At 70.5% G+C, this 17,233-nt stretch carries 12 protein-coding genes and 2 pseudogenes; 9 read left to right on the top strand and 5 right to left on the bottom strand.

The features are described 5' to 3' along the window. Window positions 1-8: 8 nt before the first annotated feature. The 3 genes from DI272_RS17505 to DI272_RS17490 all read right to left on the bottom strand — a co-directional run bounded on the left by DI272_RS17505 (window position 9) and on the right by DI272_RS17490 (window position 5,285). Window positions 9-866, bottom strand: a complete 858-nt coding sequence (locus tag DI272_RS17505) for an aldo/keto reductase (RefSeq protein WP_109496268.1) — start codon at window positions 864-866, stop codon at window positions 9-11. 240 nt (window positions 867-1,106) lie between these two features. Continuing rightward, on the bottom strand, window positions 1,107-4,499 hold the full coding sequence (locus DI272_RS17500; RefSeq protein WP_109496267.1) for a S8 family peptidase: 3,393 nt from the start codon (window positions 4,497-4,499) through the stop codon (window positions 1,107-1,109). A 594-nt stretch (window positions 4,500-5,093) separates the two neighbouring features. Then, window positions 5,094-5,285: a hypothetical protein gene (locus tag DI272_RS17490; protein ID WP_109496265.1), complete on the bottom strand. Its 192-nt coding sequence runs from the start codon at window positions 5,283-5,285 to the stop codon at window positions 5,094-5,096. Window positions 5,286-5,470: 185 nt separating this feature from the next. On the opposite strand from DI272_RS17490, the gene DI272_RS17485 reads away from it, so the two are divergent. After that, window positions 5,471-6,270, top strand: a protein-coding gene (locus DI272_RS17485) for an IS5 family transposase (RefSeq protein ID WP_258314890.1) whose coding sequence is annotated in 2 segments (ribosomal slippage) — window positions 5,471-5,806 and window positions 5,809-6,270 — 798 coding nt in all. Because the reading frame shifts where the segments join, the coding sequence is not laid out codon by codon here. Window positions 6,271-6,497: 227 nt separating this feature from the next. After that, window positions 6,498-7,256: pseudogene (locus DI272_RS17480) on the top strand (IS256 family transposase); the annotation flags it as partial. A gap of 318 nt (window positions 7,257-7,574) precedes the next feature. Here the strand turns inward: DI272_RS17480 and DI272_RS44180 are convergent. After that, window positions 7,575-8,102 carry a hypothetical protein gene (locus DI272_RS44180; protein WP_146238340.1) on the bottom strand — a complete coding sequence of 176 codons (528 nt, stop codon included), beginning with the start codon at window positions 8,100-8,102 and terminating at the stop codon, window positions 7,575-7,577. Between the two features lie 605 nt (window positions 8,103-8,707). Between DI272_RS44180 and DI272_RS17470 the strand changes: the two are divergent. After that, window positions 8,708-8,938: pseudogene (locus tag DI272_RS17470) on the top strand (peptide ABC transporter ATP-binding protein); the annotation flags it as partial. A 159-nt stretch (window positions 8,939-9,097) separates the two neighbouring features. Here DI272_RS17470 and DI272_RS17465 read toward each other — a convergent pair. After that, the gene (locus DI272_RS17465; RefSeq protein ID WP_109496263.1) at window positions 9,098-11,212 is read right to left on the bottom strand and encodes a S9 family peptidase; all 2,115 of its coding nucleotides are present in this window, start codon (window positions 11,210-11,212) and stop codon (window positions 9,098-9,100) included. A 178-nt stretch (window positions 11,213-11,390) separates the two neighbouring features. Between DI272_RS17465 and DI272_RS17460 the strand changes: the two genes are divergently transcribed. The 6 genes from DI272_RS17460 (at window position 11,391) to DI272_RS17435 (ending at window position 17,229) form a co-directional block, all read left to right on the top strand. After that, on the top strand, window positions 11,391-11,585 hold the full coding sequence (locus DI272_RS17460) for a hypothetical protein (protein WP_109496262.1): 195 nt from the start codon (window positions 11,391-11,393) through the stop codon (window positions 11,583-11,585). 31 nt (window positions 11,586-11,616) lie between these two features. After that, the gene (gene mshB, locus DI272_RS17455) at window positions 11,617-12,477 is read left to right on the top strand and encodes an N-acetyl-1-D-myo-inositol-2-amino-2-deoxy-alpha-D-glucopyranoside deacetylase (protein ID WP_109496261.1); all 861 of its coding nucleotides are present in this window, start codon (window positions 11,617-11,619) and stop codon (window positions 12,475-12,477) included. Continuing rightward, window positions 12,474-12,884 carry a DUF6113 family protein gene (locus tag DI272_RS17450; RefSeq protein WP_109496260.1) on the top strand — a complete coding sequence of 137 codons (411 nt, stop codon included), beginning with the start codon at window positions 12,474-12,476 and terminating at the stop codon, window positions 12,882-12,884. Before mshB ends, DI272_RS17450 begins: the two co-directional genes overlap by 4 nt. Before the next feature lie 160 nt (window positions 12,885-13,044). Further along, entirely contained in the window at window positions 13,045-15,453 is a 2,409-nt protein-coding gene (locus DI272_RS17445) for a peptidoglycan binding domain-containing protein (RefSeq protein WP_109496259.1), read from the top strand. A 133-nt stretch (window positions 15,454-15,586) separates the two neighbouring features. After that, complete coding sequence (locus tag DI272_RS17440; RefSeq protein ID WP_109496258.1) at window positions 15,587-16,492, top strand: ABC transporter ATP-binding protein; 906 nt, start codon at window positions 15,587-15,589, stop codon at window positions 16,490-16,492. Further along, window positions 16,489-17,229, top strand: coding sequence for an ABC transporter permease (locus DI272_RS17435; protein WP_109496257.1), 741 nt, complete (start codon window positions 16,489-16,491; stop codon window positions 17,227-17,229). Before DI272_RS17440 ends, DI272_RS17435 begins: the two co-directional genes overlap by 4 nt. Window positions 17,230-17,233: the final 4 nt, after the last annotated feature.

Below are 17,233 nucleotides of genomic sequence, written 5' to 3'. Positions count from 1 at the left end.
GGGTCGGATCAGGCGGACAGACGGGCGACCTGGTCGGCCGTGAGCACCAGGTCGGCGCTGCCCGCGGAGTCGCGGATGGTCTCGGGGCGGGAGGCGCCGGGAATGGGGACGACGACCGGCGCGAGGGCGAGTTCCCACGCGAGGGTGACCTGGTACACGCTGGCACCCACCTCGTCCGCGACCTCCTGGAACACGCCGTGGCCCGCGGCCAGGTTCTTGGCGTTGGCGATGCCGCCCAGCGGGCTCCAGGGCAGGAACGCGATGCCGAGCCGCGCGCAGTGCTCCAGCTCGCCCAGGCTGGAGCGGAACGCGGGGGAGAACTGGTTCTGCACCGATACCAGCCGGCCGCCGAGCACCTCGCGGGCCTGGTCGATCTGCGCGATGTCGGCGTTGGAGATGCCGGCCATGCGGATCACGCCCTCGTCGAGGAGATCACGCAGCGCACCCACCGACTCGGCGTACGGCACGGCCGGGTCGGGGCGGTGGAACTGGTACAGGCCGATGGCGTCCACGCCGAGCCGGCGCGCGGACTCCTTGGCCGCGCGCTTGAGGTACTCCGGGTCGCCGTTGCGCGTCCACGTCCCGTCGCCGGGACGGAGATGACCGCCCTTGGTCGCCACGAGCACGCCGTCGGCACTTGAGCCGTACGCGCGCAGGGCCCGGGCGATGAGCTCTTCGTTGTGACCGACCTCGTCGGCGTCGCGGTGGTAAGCGTCGGCCGTGTCGATGAGGGTGACGCCCGCGTCGAGCGCGGCGTGGACGGTCGCGATGGAGCGGGTCTCGTCGGGGCGGCCCTCGATGGAAAGGGGCATGCCGCCCAGGCCGATCGCCAAGACGACGTGACCGCCGATAGTGCGTTCTCGCATGTGTCTTCTCCCGTCAGCAGGCGCTGATCGACGCCGCGCGTTCACTGTAGAAATCAGTGATCTAGAAGTCCAACAACTGTCAATTGTCGAACTCAGAAACTGAAGTGATGAATGCGGTGCGACGGCCGGAATCCACTGATCTGCGAAAACGCGAGTGCCCTCCGCGCCTGGGTGCTGCCGACAGCCGTCTGGCCGGCGGCATCGGCGCCACCGGCCAGACGATGTCCCGGATCCGGTGGCCTACGAGGTCGTGAGGTAGGCGCGTTCGATCGTCTGGACCAGCGTGTTGCCCTGGGTGTCGGTCAGTTCGGCCCGCAAGGAGACCGACCCCGCCTCGGCCGGGTGCCGCAGGGACAGATGCGTACCGCCGACGGCCTCGGCGGACTGCCAGGTGCTGCCGTCGTCGTACGAGACGGCGAAGGCGAGCTTCTTGAGCCGGTGTCCCGTGGCCGCGCCCTCGATGTGGAAGGGCACGTCGAACGTCTGGCCCGCCTTGGCGGTGCTGGCCTGCGTCAGACGGGGCGTGAAGCGGACGACGGACAGCGGCAGCGCGGACCAGGCGCCCTGCGGCGTCTCGGCGGAGCGGAAGGTCCACACCGACCTGACCCGGGTACTGACCGGCGTGAGCGCGGGATCACGGGAGGAGTCCAGGGTCAGCCTGTAGGTGCTGTCCTTCGCGGGCACCGTGTACCGGGCGACGTCCTCGGCCGGGGAGACGCCGCCGGGATCGGAGACCTCCGTGCCGTCGACCTGGAGCGAGCTCTCCCGCACTGTCCCGGCGTGTGTGTTCCAGTGCCGGGCGCCGTCGTTGTACTGCGGCAGGTAGGCCCGGATGACGTTGCCGCTCCGCGCGATGCCGGGAGTGAGGATGGGCGGCGCGGTGCTCGTCTCCCCGAGGGCCGGACCGAAGACGCCGACGTTGAACCGCTCGGTGTAGTGCCGGCCGGCCCGGTACGTCCTGGTGGTCCACAACTCGTTGTCGGGACCGGAGCCCGCCACGACGAGGACATTCCACCTGATGTCGTCGCCGAGGACGTAGTCGGTGCTCCGCAGCGGCAGGGTGCCCGTGACCGGTGCGCCCAGCGAGGTGAACTGGCCGTCCGGGGTGAGGGGCTGTGCGAAGAGGGACACGGGCGCTCCCGCCGTGGGCGATCCGATCCGGAAGTCGACCGCTGCGAGTTGCCGCGGTGCGACCTCGGTGCTGAAGCCACCGAGCCGGCCGGTTCGTTTCCACGCCAGGTGGTAGTTCACGGGCGTACTGCCGTCCTGGTGGCTCCAGGTGCCCGCGTACTGGGCGTAGGCCTGGTCGGCGGGCAGCTCCGGGCCGAGCTGCCCGACCGTGAAGCTGTTGAAATCGGGGTAGCTGTAGCTGAAGAGGCCCTTGGCCAGGCCTTCGCCTCGTTGCCAGCCGACGGCGATCAGCGCGTCGATGTTCGTGGCCGCCGGATCGGGCAGGGTGGCCCGGACCGGCTGGGTCTGCCGGGCGTCGAAGGTGACGGTGGTGTCCTTGTCCAGCCGCAGTCTCGGCTGGAACACCAGCGCGTGGCTGGGGGACTGCGGGGCCGGGTGGATCATGTCGCTGAGCGAGTAGGTGCCCTTGGGCAGCCGGACCGTGAGTTCGCCGTCCTGTTCGTCGGCGTAGGAGGCGTTGAAGTCGCTGTCCACGCCCTGGACCTGGGCCACGGCGTCGCCCGTGGCAGCGCCGGTCTCGTCGATGTGCTTCAGCGTCAGGTCGTACATCTCGACCTCGCGCTCCACCCCGACGGCGGTGCGTATCCTCGCCTTGCCGTCGGCGGAGACGGCGGACACCGCACCGCCGAACGTGCCGTCGGTGGTTCCCGCCCGGGTGTCGGCCGTGACGGTGGCGCTCGCCTCGCCGCCCGCGGGGACGGTGAGCCGCTGCGGAGAGAGGGTGAACATGCCGTCGGCGGCGGGCCGGCCGTCGACCGAGAGCGCGTCGACGGACAAGTCCAGCGTGACCGGCCCCGTGCCCAGGTTGCGGTACGTGAGCTGCTTGCTCACCGGCGCGTCATCGTCGTGCGGCCATTCCTGCCGGCCGAAGTCGAGCGGCCCCTGCTCGGTGACGACGCCTTGCCCGAGGGCACGGGCCACATCGGTACGGCCGGTGCCCTGCTGGAACGAGCTGTACGCGCCGGGCTCGGCGGAACCGGTCAGCACCGCCTTGATCCGCGCACCGCTCCAGTCGGGGTGCTGCTGGGCCACGAGGGCGGCCGAGCCGGCGACGTGCGGGGTGGCCGCGGAGGTGCCGTCGAGGGTGACGTAGCCCGGGATGCCGGAGGGGTGGTCCGTCTCCAGCACGCTGCCGGGGGAAGCGGCCGCCGTGATCGCGACACCGGGCGCGGTCAGGTCCGGTTTGACCCCGCTGTCCCCGACCCGCGGGCCACGGCTGGAGAAGCCCGCGAGCCGGTCCTCCTTGTCGACGGCGCCGACGGTGAGCGCCGCCGCGGCGCTGCCCGGGGTGTCGATCGTGTGCTCGCCCGGCCCCTCGTTCCCGGCCGCGACGACGAAGAGCGTGCCGGTCTCGGCGGAGAGCCGGTCGACCGCCTCCTCCACCGGATCGGTGCCGGGGGTGTCCTCACCGCCGAGGCTGAGGTTGACGATGTCGGCGCCCTGCGCCACCGCCCACTCCATGCCGGCCATGACGTTGGACTCCTCGCCGCTGCCGCGGTCGTCGAGGACCTTGCCGTCGAGGATCTTCGCCCCGGGCGCGACGCCCTTGTACCTGCCGCCGGACTCGGCGCCGGTCCCGGCGACGATGGACGCCACGTGTGTGCCGTGTCCGAAGTGGTCCTCGGTGTCGGGGGAGTCGGAGAAGTTCTGCTCCGCGATCACCTGGCCCGCCAGATCCGGGTGGTCCTTGTCCACGCCGCTGTCCAGCACGGCGACCTTGGTGCCCGTGCCGTCATAGCCGGCGGCCCAGGCGGTGGGGGCGCCGATCTGCGGGACGCTCCTGTCGAGGGCGGACCGCAGAGTGCCGTCCAGCCACACCTTCCGCACGCCCGCCGAGGCGGCGAACCCGCCGCTGGAACGGTCGCGTTCCGATGCGCCGGCCGCCGTGCCGGCCCCGGTCAGGGCGTCCCAGAAGGCGGTACCGCGCTTCTTGGCGGAGTGCACCGCCGCCCCGTTGACGACCGGCAGCGTGCGCTCGATCTGCGCCCCGGCCTCGGTGAACATGCTCGCCGAGCGCTTTCCCCGGTCCCGGTCCCAGAACGTGACGATCAGCGGCAGGTCGGGACGGTGTGCGTCGTCGTAGTGGTCCGCCACCAGCTCGCTCATGTCGAACAGCCGCGGGTCCAACCTGCCGGTCGCCAGAAGCAGTTCCGCGTCGCCGGGCACCACGTGGGTGTGTCCGGCGACCTTCCGGACCGAGTACGGGACGCGCTCGCGGCCTTTCGCCCGTTTCACCCCCACGACCTGGCCGGTCGCGTTCACCATGACCCGGTCGCCGGTGATCAGCGTCACCGTCTTCGACGCCTTCGCAGCCTTCGCAGTACCGGCGCCACCGACGCTGTGTGCACCGCCCTGCGGCGCTGCGGCGGCTCCACCGACTAATCCTGAGGTGAGCGCCACGGCGAGGGCGACGGCCCCCGTGACGTATCTGGGTCTGCGCATGAGAAACGGCTCCTGTCCGTCGTCTTGGTGTGAGACAAGGACCGGTTCGCTGAAGCGCTGATCGGACGGGCCGATCCAGCGGGCGAACCGCCTTGCCTGTACGAGGCCCTCAGCGGACCTCGTGACCATGGGGGAAGTCGCCGACCGGGTGCGGGCCGCGGTCGCCGAGCTTCGCCATGTGGTGCCGCCCGGGATCACCGGGCGAGAAAGGCCCCGTCAGCGGTCACCGACAGGGCTGCCGGTTGCTCTGGAGCTGGTGGAGGCAGGCGGCGACGCCGAGCGCGGACACGATGACCGCCGCGGACGCCGACAGACGGGGCCTGTGGAGGCGCATGGGCGGCAGGCTCTCCCGAAAAGAGAGCAGGAGTCGGGAGACGCCGCGCAGTGGTGGCACACCGCCCCAGACCCACGTGAAAGTGCTCGGCACGCGCCACGCGCCCTCCTCCCGTCCCGGCGTTCACACGGAGTAATGGGCGCAGCGACACGTTTCTTACACGGGGGAGCGCCAAAACCTCTGTGATCGGTGTCACGCCGAGGATGGTCGCGGGCCCCGGGACGTTCGCGTCACATGTGCGGAGCCGATCAGCGAGCGCGTCACGTCGTTCCTTCCACGACCACGTCCGAGCAGCCCTCGGCGGCCACCAGATGGGCGTCGGTGACGGTTTCCGCGCCGGCGCCCGTCACGCGGTTGCCGGTGACGGTCAGCCCGCCGACTGAGCGGGCGCGGATCACCGGGGCGTGGGCGTCGTAGAAGACGTTGCCGCTGATGGTCACGTTGCGGTGCACGGGGTGAGCGGGGTCGAGGTCGGTGGTGCTCGGTGCGACGAGGATCGCGGGGGTGGACGGGCGAAGGAAGGTGTTGTTCCGGACGGTGAGGTCGGTGACCGGGCCGGCCTCGTACCACTCCTCGGCGTCGGCGGAGACTTAGACGTCATCTCATTTGGCTCGCTATCCTGTCGGTCGTGGTTTCGATCGTTGAGCGGCTGGTGCCGGATGAGTTGTGGGAGCTGTTCCAGCGTGTGGTGCCGGAGCCGCCATCACGGCCTCAGGGCGGTGGACGTCGCCGGCATGGCGACCGCGAAGTGCTGGCCGCAATCGTCTTCGTGGTCACGTCGGGCTGTACGTGGCAGCAGCTGCCGTCCGCGTCGTTCGGGCCGTCGGGTGCGACGGCTCACCGGCGCTTTGCCGAGTGGTCGAAGGCCCGGGTGTGGGCCAAGCTCCACCGCCTGGTCCTCGACGAACTCGGCTCCCGCGGTGAGTTGGACTGGTCGCGCTGTGCGATCGACTCGGTGAACATGCGGGCGTTGAAAAGGGGGAGCTGACAGGCCCGAATCCTGTGGATCGGGGCAAGTACGGCTCAAAGATCCACCTGATCACCGAGCGGACCGGTCTGCCCCTGTCCGTGGGGATCTCCGGGGCGAACCTGCACGACAGCCAGGCGCTGATTCCACTGGTGAAGGGGATACCGCCGATCCGCTCCCGGCGCGGACGCCGACGGCGCAGGCTGGCCAAACTCCACGCCGACAAGGGATACGACTACGACCACCTGCGGCGATGGTTACGGGGAGGCGGCATCCGGCACCGCATCGCCCGCAGAGGCATCGAGTCCTCGACCCGGCTGGGCCGTCACCGCTGGACCATAGAACGCACGATGTCCTGGCTCGCCGGATGCCGCAGACTGCACCGCCGCTACGAGCGCAAAGCCGAGCACTTCCTGGCCTGCACCAGCATCGCCTGCACCCTCATCTGCTACCGCAGACTCACCAAATGAGATGACGTCTTAGCCGGCGTCGGCTGGACGGTGTGGAACTGGCAGACGCCTTCCCGGTTCGTGGGGCCAGACATCTTCTGCGGAGTCCTGATCGGTCTGTGCATCGGCGGAGCCGTAGCCGACTCCCGATGGCACAGCCCTGAACAGAGACTCGTCGACCTGGAAGACGAACTTGAGATCCGGCGAGAAACCGCACGCATCGTGAATGCACTTCGCCAGCCCCCGCTCTGGACCGCGTTTACCCGGTTGTCTTCGTGGATGCCATCAACGTCAAGATTCGCGATGGCAAGGTCGCCAACCGCCCCATCTACGTTGCGATGGCCGTCACGGTCGAGGGCACCCGGGACATTCTCGGGATTTGGGCGGGTGACGGTGGTGAGGGCGCCAAGCACTGGCTGCAGGTCTTCACCGAGCTGAAGAATCGAGGAGTTGAAGATGTCCTGATGCTCGTCTGTGACGGGCTGAAGGGTCTGCCGGACGCGGTCGAGACGGTCTGGCCCCGTACTGTGGTGCAGACGTGCATTGTTCCCTTGATTCGCAACAGCATCCGGTACTGTGCTTGCCAGGACTGGGCCCAGGTCGCAGGGGATCTCAAGCCCGTCTACACCGCTCCCAGCGAGGCCGCCGCAACCGAACAGTTCTTGGAGTTCTCCGTGAAGTGGGGCACCAAGTATCCGGCCGTGATCAAGCTGTGGTCCGACGCCTGGGCCGAGATGGTGCCCTTCTTGTCCTTCGACGTCGAAATCCGCAAGGTCATCTGCAGCACGAACGCGATTGAGAGTGTGAACGCCCGGATCCGCAAGGCGGTTCGGGCCCGCGGGCACTTCCCCTCGGAGGCCGCCGCGTTAAAGTGCGTCTACATGGCGCTGATGAGCCTGGACCCGACGGGCAAGGGCCGGCACCGCTGGACGATGCGCTGGAAGGCACCCCTGAACGCCTTCCAGATCGCCTTCGATGGCCGCCTGACCCCCACCGACCAGCGATAACTCAACAACCAAGATCAGCCGTTAACTTGACACACCCCGGCCACCGTGTGGTCGCGGGTGGGTACCAGGGGTTCCGAGGTGGTCGATGATCCGGTCGGTCGCCCTCGTAGGAGATGCCGAAAAGCGGGGGTAGTTGAGTCCGGGTTTTCGAGGGGCGAGGAAGGCGGTGAGGGCGGCTGGATAGTGCTCGCGCAGGTGTGACCGAAGCCGGTTGATCATCTGCTGACGGCCCCAGATTGCGTCCTGGTGAGCGCGGGCATCAATCCTGATGCCGCGCGGTGACCAGGCCGTGTTGGACGGGGTGAGTTCTGTGGCCTGTCACCGTACGGCAGTGGCCCGTGGGTTGACGTCACAGCGAGCGATCTCGTCCACGGGGCCTGCGCTGGCCACGGCCACCCGGACCGTCGCTTTGCTTTTCGCAGGCACCGATACCTGGTTGTAGGTCTCGGCCATGGTGAAGCCGTTTGCGGTCTTGTAGCTGATTTTCACGGCGAAAAGCCCCCGGCGCCCGTTTGGGTTGCGAACTGTGACGGTCGCGTAGGGGTCGTCGTTGTCCGCGCAGTGCGTGAGTACGGCGGTGCCGTCCTTCAGAGGCTGGGCAGCAGTGGCGGAGGGGGACGCTGTGGGGGTGGAAGGGGCGGTTGGCTGCGCACTCTGTTTGCCGCTGCTTTCACCGGTACTCGGCGCGGAGTCGGCGCTGGGGGCGCCGACCGCGCTGCCAGACTTTGCGGTTGACGCGGTCTGCGGAGTGGACTTCGCTTTGTCCGACTTCGTGGCGCCGCATCCGGACAAAACTATGACTGCTGCCAAAGCCATCCCGGCGGTCATGTGCACCCGCTTGATCACGTCACTCTTTCCAAGAACCGAGCCGCAGGATCGATTCCAGAACGGCTGCGCTGGTCAGCACGTGCAGAGGCTACCAGCGGGCGGAGATCGGGAACCGGCCGCCGTGAGGCGATCACGTGATCACCATGTCAGGGCCCACGGCTTGCCCCACAGGCAGGCCTCATGAGGAGAATGCTAGAGGTGCAGCGCCGGGTGCCGGGGAGTAATCCGGCCGCACTGCGCGTGGCGGCCGGAGTGGTCGTCGCATTGGCGGGTGTGGGTCGGGTGGGGGACGCCAAGGAACATGTGTGTCCGCGTTGTGTGGTTATGTGTTGCTGGGTGGGTTGTTAGTCGGGGAAGAGAGGGTGTCCATTTCTGACGTTCTCTCAGTTGATGTTCCGTCAGAAATCTCTGGCGGAACATCAACTCGCTTGTTCAGCATCTTAGTTGCTGCCGCTGAGGAGGCCGCGGAGCGGGCTCCGTCTCCCGGATCGCGGAGCGATCCGGGATTCCGGGCCACGGAGTGGTCCGGTCCGGCGGCGGAGCCGCCGGGAGGGCGAGCGCGGAGCGCTCGCTTGGGGGTGCCGCGTAGCGGCACCGCGTCGTGTCTGCGGAGCAGACCGCGCGCCGGCGACGTCCCCTCACCCACCAACATCCCCTCCGGCTGCCGCTTCCGCACCCGCTGCTGGAAAGCCCAGGAACGCTGCGCGATGGAGGTCCCCGCCCTGGCGGTCCCCAGCGAGTTCCGCCTCACCTCCGGCCCCGCGGCCCATGACTCCGCCTGCCACTTCGCGGAGGAGAAGCAGGTGGTGCCGCCGGAGCAGCCGACGGATGATCTCGCGGGGGGACGGGAATAAGCACACAAACACTCATCAACCGCGTTAACACGCAGGCAACTTGACTGACCCGATCCCGATATACGGACGCGTCAGTCTGAACGACGTACGGCCGTGCGGGTGCCGTAAACGGACCGGGGTACGCCATGTCACCCCGGTCCGTTGCCGTCTCCGCGCCCCCTACAGCCCCAGCGACCGCTTCAGGAAGTCCACCTGGAGCAGCAGCAGGTTCTCCGCGACCTGTTCCTGCGGGGTCATGTGGGTCACCCCGGACAGCGGCAGCACCTCGTGCGGGCGTCCCGCGGCGAGGAGGGCCGAGGACAGGCGCAGGGCGTGGGCGAAGACCACGTTGTCGTCGGCGGTGCCGTGCACGATCATCAGCGGACGGTGCGGCTCGGCGGGGGCGGACAGGCCGTCGTCCGTCACCAGGGAGCTGTGCGCGTACGTCTCCGGGGACGCCGCCGGGTCGCCGAGGTACCGCTCCGTGTAGTGGGTGTCGTAGAGCCGCCAGTCCGTCACCGGGGCGCCCGCGATCCCCGCGTGGAAGACGTCCGGGCGGCGCAGGACCCCGAGGCCGGCCAGCCAGCCGCCGTACGACCAGCCGCGGATCGCCACCCGGTCCAGGTCCAGCGGGTACCGCTGCGCCAGGTCCCGCACCGCCTCCACCTGGTCGTCCAGGGACACCGTGAAGTCGTCGTGGATCGCCTTCTCCCACGCCGGCGAGCGGCCCGGCGTGCCCCGGCCGTCCGCGACCACCACCGCGAAACCCTGGTCGGCGAACCACTGGCTGGTGAGGTGCGCGTTGTGCGCCGCCAGGACACGCGGGCCGTGCGGTCCCCCGTAGGGATCGAGCAAAACCGGAAGACGACCATCCCCTTGGTGGTTCCGAGGCAACAGCACGGCGCACGGGATACGCCGTGCGCCCCCCTCGGTCAGCGTCACGCGCGGGGACATACCAGGATCTTCGGCGTACGAGGCGATCGTCGCCGTCGGCTTCCCGTCCCGCAGCACCTGCGCCGACGACCCGGCCCGCCCCGGCGTCGCCGAGACCAGCACCGTCACGTTCCCGGCCCGCACCGCCGAGTGCACCCCCGGCTCCTGCGACACGCGCTCCACACCGAGCTCGTTCACCCGGTACACATGCACCTCGCCGGTCTCCGGCGCCGCCGCCCGCTCCCCGGCCGACGCCGAGACCAGGACGTCGTCGTCCGACACGTCCAGCGCCGCACGGACGTGCAACTGCGGCCCCGTCAGCGGACGTTCGCCCACCGCGAGAACCCGCGCGCCGCCCTCGTCCACGATCCGGACCAGCCGCCCGGACGGGCTCCAGCAGGGCACCCCGGGGAAAAGATCAAGCCAAACTGGATCTTCGTCCGCGTGCACCATCCGGGTCGTCCCCGACGCCGTGTCCACGGCCAGGAACAGCTGACTGCGCTGGTCACGCGCCTGTACGAGCAGCAGCGGCGCACCCGCCGCTGACCAGTGCACATGCGCCAGATACGGGTAGCGGGAGCGGTCCCACGTCACCTCCGTGCGGGTGCCGTCGAGCCCGATCGCGTACAGCCGTACCTCCGCGTTCGCCGTCCCCGCCGCCGGGTACGGGACGTGCTGTGGATCACGTTCCGGATGCGCGGGGTCGGAGATCCACCAGCGCCGCACCGGCGTGTCGTCCGCCCGCGCCACCAGCAGCCGGTCCGACTCCGGCGACCACCAGAATCCCCGCGACCGGCCCATCTCCTCGGCCGCGATGAACTCGGCGAGACCGTAGGTGATGTGCTCCGACTCCGGCGCCGCCAGCGCCCGGTCGTCCTCACCCGCGGCCCCGACGACCCGCAGGGCGCCCTGGGCGACGTACGCCACGAACCGGCCGTCGGGGGAGGGGCGTGGGTCGATCACCGGCCCGGGCACCCGGAGTTCGGTCGCCGTACCGGCCCGCAGCTCTGCCGTGAACAGCCGCCCTGACAAGGCAAAAGACGCCAACTCCACCGCCGCGTCGGTGGCATAGCCGACGATTCCGGCACCGCCCTCACGGCTGCGTTCGCGCCGCGCCCGCTCCTCGGGCGACAGATCCTCCGTGGCCCCGCCGAGCAGGGCGCGCGGGTCGGCCGCCACGCGCTCCCCGCCGTCCACGGGATCGAGCACCCACAGCGAACTCGCCCGGTCCGTACCGGAGGACGAGCGCAGGAACACGACACGGGAACCGTCGGGAGCCACGGTGAACGCGCGCGGCGCGCCGAGGGTGAAGCGCTGGGTGCGGGCGTGCCGGCGAGGGAAGGAGTCGGACGTCGTCGTCATGCCTCGACCATATTGGCCATACGCCCCCTTGTGCGTCCGTGCGCCGACCGATGCGCGAGTACGGATAGTTATGATCACTAGCGCATAGTGGGTATGAACCTGCTGGCTGTCGTATGGATTTATCTGCCCCCCTGGTCCGAACCCCCCGCGCTCTTGGGATCTTTGGAGGTGAGCCGCCGTGGCACTCTCGATTTCGGCGGTGGTGCTGCTGGCGATCATCGTCTTCCTGCTGATCAAGAAGTCAGGACTGAAGGCCGGACACGCGATCGTCTGCATGCTGCTCGGCTTCTACCTGGCCTCTTCGACCATGGCGCCGACGATCAGCGAGCTGACGACGAACATCGCGGGGATGATCGGCAGCATCAAGTTCTGACCCTTCCCGAGGTCGCCTTTAGGGTGGTCCCATGACGGAACCATCCGCCCGACGCCTCCTCCTGGTGCACGCCCACCCGGACGACGAGTCGATCAACAACGGCGCGACGATGGCCCGCTATGCCGCCGAGGGTGCCCGGGTGACCCTGGTCACCTGCACGCTCGGTGAGCACGGCGAGGTCATCCCGCCGGAGCTCCAGCACCTCTCCGGCGCCGCTCTGGGCGAGTACCGCCTCGGCGAGCTCACCGCCGCGATGCGCGAACTCGGCGTCGAGGACTTCCGTCTCCTCGGCGGTCCGGGCCGCTATCACGACTCCGGGATGATGGGCCTCGCCGACAACGACGACCCCGCCTGCTTCTGGCAGGCGGACGTCGACGAGGCGGCGGCCCATCTCGTCCGGGTGATCCTGGAGGTGCGTCCGCACGTCCTCGTCACCTACGACGAGAACGGCGGCTACGGACACCCCGACCACATCCAGGCCCACCGCGTCGCCATGCGCGCCGCCGAACTGGCCGCGGACCAGGGCTGGCGGATCCCCAAGATCTACTGGAACCGCGTCCCGCGCACGGTCGGCGAGCAGGCCTTCGCCCGTCTTCACGAGGACCTGCCCGGCCTGCCCTTCACCAAGGAGGGCGTCCTGGACGACGTGCCGGGCGTCGTCGAGGACGAGCGGATCACCACCGCGGTCGACGGCACCGCGTACGCCGCCGCCAAGGCCGCCGCGATGCGCGCGCACGCCACCCAGATCACCGTGGCCGAGCCGTACTTCGTCCTCTCCAACGACCTCGCGCAGCCCCTCTTCACCACCGAGTACTACGAGTTGGTCCAGGGGGAGCGGGTACCCGGGAATCAGGAGACCGACCTCTTCGCCGGCACCGGGGACCTCTCATGAACGACCGCGGATCGATGCTCGCCCAGCCCCTCAAGGCCCCCTCCGCCGGACGCGCCCTCCTCTACCTGGGCCTCTTCGTGCTCGGCGCCGTCGTCGGGGCCGCCGGATCGCTCGTGCAGTCCGGCTGGTTCCCGGGCGGGCTGCTGCTCGCGCTCGCGGGCGAGGCCGGGCTCTGCCTCGGCGGCGCGCGGGCCGTCGGCGGCCGGGCCGGGGCCGTCGCGCCGGCGGGCGGCTGGATGCTCGCCGTCGTCCTGCTCACCGCCAGCCGCCCGGAGGGCGACTTCCTCTTCAGCGCGGGAGCCGGCTCGTACCTCTTCCTGCTCGGTGGCATGGCTACTGCTGTGATCTGCGCCACGCTCGGCGCGGGGCGGCAACCGGACGGCGCCGCCGTCCGACTTGGCAAGTGACGTACCACTTCGCCGCGGCAGGGACGTGCGAGTCCCGTGTGGGTTTCCCCAGCGGTCGTGGGATACGGGCCAGAAGTGGCCAGTATGGTGGTGCGCGCCGCCGAGCCGCCCGAAGCACTGAGGTCGACACGGGCGGTGGAGCCAACCGGGAGAACCTGCCTTGAGTCGTGAAACTGACACTCCGTCCTCCGGGCCCAACGGGCACGGCGGAGCCGCCTACCCGTCGGGCACGCCGCCCTACGGGACCCCCATGGCTTCCGACGACGGTACGGGCGCGGGCCGTTCGGCCGCGCAGTCCGATGAGCGCAAGACCGAGACCACGCTGACGACCCGTATCCGGATCAACATCCCCGGATCGCGGCCGATCCCGCCGGTCGTCGTGCGGAAGCCCGTCGCGGACGCCGAGGGCACCACGGGCGACACCACGGCCGAGACGCCGGCACCGAGCGCTCCCGTCGCCAACGGCGCGGCCGGCAACGGCACGGCCGAGGTTGCCCCCGAACCGGCTCCGCCCGCCGAGGAGAAGACGAGCGACTGGTTCGCGCCGCGCAAGTCCGGCCCCGCCAAGGGCGGTCAGGGCGGCGGCGCCACCAACGGAGCGGGTCTGCCCGGAGGTTCGGCGTCCGCGCCGAACGGTGCCGGCGCCGCTCCGGAGGCTCCGGCCGGCGGTGCTCCCGGCGGTGCCCCCGGCGGTGCGCGGCCCGGTGCCGGGCGCCCCGGCGGTGTGGTCGGCTCCATGAGCGTGCCCGGCGGCTCCCGTTCCGGCGGCACCAACGGCGCGGGCCTGCCCGGCGCGACCGGCGGCCCCGTCGCGCCCGGCCATGGCGGCGGCACGGGTTCCTTCGACGTGACCGAGGCGCTGGCGGCGGGCCCGCTCGGCGGCGGCACCCGCCCCGGCGGCGAGCCGCGGCGCGACGACCTGCCGTACTTCTCGGACAACGGCGGCGCGCAGCACGGCCAGAACGGCCAGGGCGTCCATCCCGGTCAGAACGGTTACGGCGCCCAGGGCGGCCTCCCCGGCACCCCGGACGACTTCAACAGCTCCACCGGCTCGCACCGCTTCCCGCCCGCCAACGACTTCAACGGCCCCAACGACTTCAGCGGCCCCGGCGGCTACGGCGGCCCGCAGGGCCCCGCGGGTCCGACCGGCGGCCCGGTCACCGGCGACGGCCCCGTCGTCCCGCCGGTCAACGGCCCGCAGGGTGGTCCCGGTGGTCCCGGTGGGCAGCACCGCCCCGGCGGCCCGGGTGCGCCCGCTGCCGCCATGGGACTCGCGGGCCCCGGCGTCGGCGCCCCTCCCGGAGCTCCCGGCGTCGGCCCCCACGGCGGCCCGCAGGGTGCCCCCGGTCGCGGCCCCGGCGGCGGTCTGAGCGACGACACCGCGATCCTCACCCCGCAGAAGCCCGCTCCCGAGCCGGGCACCCCCGGCTACGGCACCCCGCCGGACAACGTCTCCGGGCACACCGTCACCAGCGGCATCCCGGTCGTGCCGCCCACCGCCCAGAACTCCCCGTTCGGGCCGGGCGCCGCCACCGACGGACCGCTGCCGCACACGCCTCCGAAGCTGCCCGAGCCCGTCGCGCAGAACGTGCCGGCGTCCTCGTCCTCGAAGAAGAAGACGAAGAAGAAGGGCCGCAGCAAGCTGACCCTGGTCGGCGTGGGCGTGGTCGTCATCGCCGGCGGCGCCTACGGCGCGGGTCTGCTGATGAACCACTCCGACGTGCCCAAGGGCACCACGGTGCTCGGCGTCGACATCGGCGGCGGCACCCGCGACGACGCGGTCAAGAAGCTGGACGCGGCCTTCGACAAGAAGGTGAACCAGCCGCTGAAGCTGTCGGTGGGCGGCCGGACGGTCCAGCTCCAGCCCGACCAGGCCGGCCTCCAGTTCGACATGCAGGCCACCGTCAGCAAGGCCGCGACCAGCGACTACAACCCGGTCTCGGTGATCGGCTCGCTCTTCGGCGGCCAACGGGTCGTCGAGCCCGAGATGCCGGTCGACGAGGAGAAGCTGACCGCGGCCCTGGAGGACGCCTCCGGCAGCTCCGGTTCGGCGACCGACGGCACGATCAAGTTCCAGAACGGCAAGGCCGTCGCCGTGTACGGCAAGACCGGCAAGGGCATCGACGTCGCCAAGTCGACGGCGGCGGTCGAGCAGGCGTACCGCACCCAGGTGGAGACCGGCTCGGCCGGCGCGGTCACGCTCCCGACCACGACCAAGCAGCCGACGATCTCGAACGCCGAGGTCGACGAGGTGATGAAGTCGATCGCCGAGCCCGCGATGACCGACCCCGTCCAGGTGCAGACCGACGCGGCGCACTCCATCAAGTTCGGCCGGCTGTCGTTGCCGGACATCCTCAGCTTCAAGGCCGTCGACGGCAAGCTCGTGGACTACTACGACCTCAAGGCGTTGAAGACGGCGTACGGCACCACCTTCGCCGGCGTGCAGATCAACGGCGCGAGCGGCAAGCGGGACGTCCTGCCCGAGGACGTCGCCTCGGCCCTGCGCAAGGCGCTGCGCGGCAAGACGGCGGCCGAGCGCGTCGTCACCATCGACACCGACCCGAGCTGACCTCACCAGGCTCTGACCAGGGGGCACCCGGCACCCGCCGGGTGCCCCCTGCTCGTCGTATGACATCTGTCATCCGGGAGTCGGGATCGCCGACACTGCCGGTCAGGGGGCCGCGGCGGCCACTCTGGATCACATGACGACGACAGCGGTCGCATTCGACCAGGTGAGCAAGGCGTACGGCGAGGTCCGGGCCGTCGACGGCCTGACACTGAGCCTCCACCCCGGAGAGACCGTGGCCCTGCTGGGCCCCAACGGCGCCGGCAAGTCGACCACGCTCGACCTGCTGCTCGGGCTCAAGCAGGCGGACAGCGGCAGCGTCCGGCTCTTCGGCACCACCCCGCGCGAGGCGATCGTCGCCGGGCGGGTGGGCGCGATGCTGCAGAGCGGCGGGCTGATGGACGAGGTGACCGTCGGCGAGATCGTCCGGCTGGCCTGCGACCTGCATCCGCGGCCGTACCAGCCCTCCGACGTGCTCGCCCGCGCGGGCGTCACACAGATCGCCGACCGCAAGGTCAACAAGCTCTCCGGCGGCCAGGCCCAGCGCGTCCGCTTCGCGCTGGCGACCGCGGGGGACAGCGACCTGATCGTCCTGGACGAGCCGACCACCGGCATGGACGTCAGCACCCGCCAGGCCTTCTGGGCCACCATGCGCGAACAGGCCGACCAGGGGCGGACGGTCCTGTTCGCCACCCACTACCTCGAAGAGGCCGACGCCATCGCCGACCGCGTGCTCGTGCTGCACCGGGGGCGGCTGCTGGCCGACGGCACGGCCGCCGAGATCAAGGCCAGGGCGGGCGCCCGGCGCATCTCCTTCGACCTGGCGGGCCCGATCGACGCGGAGGCGCTCCGGGAGCTGCCCTTCCTCGCCCACCTCAGCGTCTCCGGCTCGACCGTCCGCATCCGGTCCGCCGACGCCGACGCCACCGTCCACGCCCTCTACGGCCTCGGCCTCTACCCCCGCAACCTCGAAGTCGCCGGGCTCGGTCTGGAGCAGGCCTTCGTCGCCATCACCGAGGCCGAGGAGGCCCGTACGTCATGAACAGTCTCATCAAGCTGGAGCTCCACCGGGCCCTGCGCAACCGCAAGTTCCTGTTCTTCTCCGTCCTCTACCCGTCCCTGCTCTTCCTGCTCATCGCGGGCAGCGCCGACAGCACGGAGAAGGTCGACGGCACGGGCCTGACCCTGCCGACCTACATGATGGTCTCCATGGCCTCCTTCGGCGCCCTCACGGCCGTCCTGATGGGCAACAGCGAGCGCATCGCCAAGGAGCGGGAGAGCGGCTGGGTGCGGCAGTTGCGGCTGACGACGCTGCCCGGGCGCGGCTATGTCCTCGCCAAGACGGCGAGCGCCGCGGTGGTGAGCCTGCCGTCGATCGTGGTGGTCTTCGTCGTCGCCGCGGCCGTGAAGGACGTACGGCTGGACGCCTGGCAGTGGCTCGCCCTCACCGGCGTGATCTGGGCGGGCAGCCTGGTCTTCGCCGCGCTCGGCGTGGCCATCGGGTACCTGGCGAGCGGGGACGCGGTCCGGCCGATCACGATGATCACCTACTTCGGCCTCGCCATCCTCGGCGGCCTGTGGATGCCGACCACGACCTTCCCCTCCTGGTTGCAGGACATCGCCAAGTGGGTGCCCACGCACGCGTACGCTGCCCTCGGGCAGGCGATCGAGCAGAGCCGGGCCCCGCAGGCCAAGGACATCGCCGTGCTCGCCGTCTTCTTCGCCCTGTTCACCGGCGGTGCGGCCTGGCTGTACCGGAAGGACACGCTGGAGGCGTGAGCGC

The organism is Streptomyces sp. Act143, assembly GCF_003143935.1.
In the GTDB taxonomy this organism is placed as follows: Bacteria; Actinomycetota; Actinomycetes; order Streptomycetales; family Streptomycetaceae; genus Streptomyces.
Note: the sequence above shows the minus strand (reverse complement) of the source record. Positions and strands in the feature narration are given on the sequence as shown.

Bases quoted from the DNA above. Each gene is read 5' to 3' on its own strand.
- DI272_RS17465 (WP_109496263.1), bottom strand. From the start codon at position 11,212: ATGACGACGACGTCCGACTCCTTCCCTCGCCGGCACGCCCGCACCCAG.
- DI272_RS17505 (WP_109496268.1), bottom strand. From the start codon at position 866: ATGCGAGAACGCACTATCGGCGGTCACGTCGTCTTGGCGATCGGCCTG.
- DI272_RS17435 (WP_109496257.1), top strand. From the start codon at position 16,489: ATGAACAGTCTCATCAAGCTGGAGCTCCACCGGGCCCTGCGCAACCGC.
- DI272_RS17440 (WP_109496258.1), top strand. From the start codon at position 15,587: ATGACGACGACAGCGGTCGCATTCGACCAGGTGAGCAAGGCGTACGGC.
- DI272_RS17450 (WP_109496260.1), top strand. From the start codon at position 12,474: ATGAACGACCGCGGATCGATGCTCGCCCAGCCCCTCAAGGCCCCCTCC.
- DI272_RS17500 (WP_109496267.1), bottom strand. From the start codon at position 4,499: ATGCGCAGACCCAGATACGTCACGGGGGCCGTCGCCCTCGCCGTGGCG.
- mshB (WP_109496261.1), top strand. From the start codon at position 11,617: ATGACGGAACCATCCGCCCGACGCCTCCTCCTGGTGCACGCCCACCCG.